Raw genomic sequence first — 4,195 nt, 5'->3', positions numbered from 1 at the left:
AACCCGGTAGCTAAGCCTGCTAACGCCGATGGTACTGCACTCGAGGGAGTGTGGGAGAGTAGGACACCGCCGTCATCAAAACCTGATAAGAGGGGTTCAGCTTAGAGCTGGACCCCTCTTTGATTATCTGCGTAAACAACCTGCCAAGCGGTTGCTGTCCACTATTAATTCTTTAACTTTATCCGGTGTGCTCCAGCATCGGTCACGCAGTGCAGATTTTTCTTCTGGGATGCCGACTGGTTTCAGTGCGACGTTATTTTCTGGATCGTACTTCAATTGCCATAATCGAATGTGGTTTCTTCGAGGTTGGTCTCATACGTCAGTATCAGTAGTACTACTGCAAAGACTCGTTTATTCCGAGCTGCTAGTTTAGCTGGCCAGCGTATCTTCCTGACCTAGGTCACGTTTTGTAGCACTGGGAGCTGATTATTCCAGGCTGCCACGACTTTTATTTGTTTACATAACAGGATTAAGCCCTCTTAAATATTTCACGCTCTCACACGTATTCTTATTTTTAAAGTAATTGGGGCGAGCCTGTAAAGACTCGCCCCCATTACCGTGAGAATGCTGAATATTAGCCTTGGAATTCATGCGCACGCTGGTTCGCACCGCGCATCAAGATGTCCAGGCGATCAGTCGTTATCCGCAAAATTTGGGATAGAGAGACTACCTGTTCTACCTGTTTTTCATTACCCAAGCGACGTCGGGCATCGGCCAAAATAGTGTCGATTGAATCGTCAGTGGATAGGAATGCAACATAGGGCAAGTCAAATTTGTCACCGTATTCCTCGGTGATTGCTGAAAGTTCCGCCAACTGCTGTTCGCTCGCTGATCCCAATGCAAGCGAACCGATGTCTCGAGACATCCCATCCGCCTCATCCGACGTTAGTAGTGCAAACATATTTGGATAATCTGCAATTAGTTCCTGACGCTTGGCTTCGTCTGCCTGTACTACAGCCATCAGTAGTGCATTACGCAGCTCTTCCGATGTATCAAACGGACGGGCCTGCCATGCCGTTTCTAATGGCCACACGTGCGTATTGAATAGACTCCGGAACGTATCAACGAATTCTTCTTGAGACATGTTGTTGACGTTCTCCAGAGTAACCCCAGCTACCACGTCGTCAGTAGTCTTCGCAGTGCGACGTGTCATGTGGAAGAAGACCAAGTTAAGCAAAATAGCGGTAATCGAACCGATTGACATGCCAGAAGAGAAGAATACTTGTGCCCAGTTGGGGAATACCTGTGCGATCTCGGGACGGAACGTCACCAGCATTGCGAGGCCTAACGACGTCGTAACAATAGTCGCGATCCGGTAGTCAGCAAGATTCGACTTGGCAATCGTTTGCAACCCAACCCAGGCAACATTCGCGAACAGTGCCAACGATGCTCCACCCAACACCGGGGACGGAATCGACGCGACAAGAGCGCCAACCTTCGGTAGTAAACCAACGAAGATCATGAGTACGCCAGCTCCGGCAGCAACCCAGCGGGACTTGATACCAGTCAGCCGAACAAGGCCAACATTCTGAGCAAACATGGTGTACGGGAACGAATTAAGGACGCCGCCGAGGGTGGTGGATACGCCATCGGCACGAATAGCGGCGGCCACGTCGGCAGAGGTGATGCGCTTGCCAACGATCTCGCCGGTCGCAAAAACGTCACCGGTCGTCTCAACCATGGTGATCAGCATGACGATAAGCATGGAAATAATCGCAGTGAACGAGAAAACTGGCCATCCGAAATAGAACGGTGTGGTTACACCCAGGGCGGGTGCGTTCACAACAGCATCGATTTTTTCGGGCTGAATATGGTTCAGCAGTAGTGCGATTGTTGTTCCACCGACAAGGCCGATGAGCACTGAGATTGTGCCTAAGAAACCACGGAAGAATCGTTGCACAAGCACAATAGCAAAAAGCGTCCCAAAGCCGTATGCTAAGTCGCGCACGGATGGAACGCCGTCGGCATAGTTAACGAAATCATTGGCCGATACTGCGAGGAGCGATGTGCCCATGACCAGAAGGACGGTTCCGGTCACGTGGTGCGGAAAGAATCGTAATAGTTTCGCAAAGTAAGGGGCCGCAAAGAAAGTAAACAGGCCGGCCACGATAATCGATCCGTAGATAACAGGAAGCGATGCCTCGCCACCGGCGCCGTCGGTTGCAGCAAGACCGATCGCAATAATAGGAGCGACCGCGGTGGTGGTGACACCCTGGATAATCGGCAACCGCACACCGACTTTATTGGTGACGCCAACACTTTGAATGAGTGTTGCGATGCCGCAGGTGAAAAGGTCGGCGTTGATGAGATGGATTGTCGTTGCTGGATCGAGCTTCAGCGAAGATGCTATGAGCAGCGGAACGATCACTGCACCGGCGTAGAAGGCCAATAGGTGCTGAAGTGACAAAAGGACAAGTTTCGGCGCCTTAGGAACGGCGTTCACTGAATTATTTTGGTTCACAAGAGTCATGGTAGTGGCTCATTTTCTCTCAGATAAACTACGTCTATTATGTGGACTGCTGTAGTCCATTTTTTGAAAAAGAGCAGGAATCGGGAAAGTAACAGTATGGAGACAATTCATTCTCGACACTATCGAGCACTCGTTGCCTTAGTGCATACTGGGGGCTATGAGTAACGACGCTTACCCCATTGACAGCGACGCATCGACGTCGAAATCCCACGAGTATCTCCGCGAAAATAGCGCATTTGCTATAGAAAATAACGGTATCGACATTATTTCGGAGGACGAGCGTACCGCGCAACCTTCCGACTTGTTCTGGCCCTGGTTCGCTGCAAACGTCTCCGTTTTTGGAATCTCCTACGCATCATTCGTCTATGGGTTTGGAGTGTCATTCGTCCAAGGTCTTATCGTTGCTGTGATAGGCATAACTATCTCCTTTGTGCTGTGTGGCGTGATCGCTATTGCTGGAAAACGTGGCTCTGCACCAACGATGATTCTGTCTCGCGCGGTCTTCGGAGTATATGGACAAAAAATTCCGGGCGTTTTTTCATGGCTTATTTCGATCGGGTGGGAAACTTTTCTCGCGATTATGGCGACGTTGGCTACCGCGACCGTTTTCACCCAGCTGGGGTGGAATGGTGGAACGACGACGAAGATCATCGCGTGCTTAGTGATCGCCGGGATGATCGTGTCAGCGTCGATCGCTGGTTATCACGTCATCATGAAAGTTCAGTCGGTCTTAACGTGGCTGACGGGTGCGCTCACTATCGTTTATGTTGGGTTGACGATTCCGCACATTGATATGTCGGTTATCCTGGCTCAACCAGCAGGGTCGACGACGGCGGTTATCGGCGCACTTGTTATGGTTATGACTGGTTTCGGACTTGGCTGGATTAATATTGCAGCCGACTGGTCACGGTACCAGTCACGAGATGCGTCTGCGGGAAAAATTGTTTTATGGAATACCCTTGGCGGAGCGATTTCGCCAGTGCTTTTAGTCATTGCTGGGTTATTGATTGTGGGGTCGAACCCAGAATTGAACGAGGGGATTGCGGCAGATCCGATCGGGACGTTGGCGAGTATTTTGCCGGCGTGGGTGCTGGTGCCATTTCTTATCACGGCAGTTTTAGGCTTGGTTTCGGGAGCTGTCCTTGGCATATATTCCTCCGGTTTGACGCTGTTGAGCCTAGGTGTGAAGATTCCGCGTCCAGCTGCAGCCGGGATCGACGGCCTCATTTTGACGGCAGGAACAATTTGGGTGGTGTTTTTCGCTCAAGATTTCCTTGGCCCGTTCCAATCATTTTTAATCACGCTAGGCGTACCAATCGCATCCTGGGCAGGCTTGATGATGGCAGATATTGCGTTGCGCAAGCGGGAATATGATGACGAAGCGCTGTTTAATCCGCATGGAATTTACGGCTCATGGGACTGGACTTCTTTGTCGATTATGGCTGTCTCGTCATTTATCGGCTGGGGGCTAGTGATTAATAATTTTGCCAACGAGGCTGCGTGGAACAACTGGCAAGGATATTTACTCGGACCTTTAGGGTTAGGTGGACGCGACGGCGAGTGGGCGTGGGCTAATCTCGGTGTACTGTGTGCACTGATTCTTTCTTTTCTTGCTGGCTATGTACTGCGTTCGAAAAAAGTAGCATTTCAAGAAAACCTGCTATTCGACTGGCCAAGATGTCGAAGAGGAACATCTCGAAAAAATGTTCCTTTCCTTCGCATAGA

2 protein-coding genes are annotated in these 4,195 nt (G+C 50.4%); one reads left to right on the top strand and one right to left on the bottom strand.

From position 1 onward, the window contains the following. Positions 1–574: 574 nt before the first annotated feature. Positions 575–2,470, bottom strand: coding sequence for a solute carrier family 23 protein (locus KSO86_RS08425; protein ID WP_216379770.1), 1,896 nt, complete (start codon positions 2,468–2,470; stop codon positions 575–577). A 157-nt stretch (positions 2,471–2,627) separates the two neighbouring features. On the opposite strand from KSO86_RS08425, the gene KSO86_RS08420 reads away from it, so the two are divergent. Further along, positions 2,628–4,195: purine-cytosine permease family protein (locus KSO86_RS08420; protein WP_216432088.1), on the top strand; the 1,568-nt coding region annotated here is incomplete at its 3' end.

It is taken from the genome of Arcanobacterium phocae (assembly GCF_018913465.1).
Lineage (GTDB): Bacteria > Actinomycetota > Actinomycetes > Actinomycetales > Actinomycetaceae > Arcanobacterium > Arcanobacterium phocae_A.
The sequence above is the reverse complement of the archived record's forward strand: the minus strand, read 5'-3'. Positions and strand labels throughout refer to the sequence as shown.

What these genes read in the sequence shown, in the direction of transcription:
- KSO86_RS08425 (WP_216379770.1), bottom strand. Translation starts at nt 2,470, where the DNA reads ATGACTCTTGTGAACCAAAATAATTCAGTGAACGCCGTTCCTAAGGCG.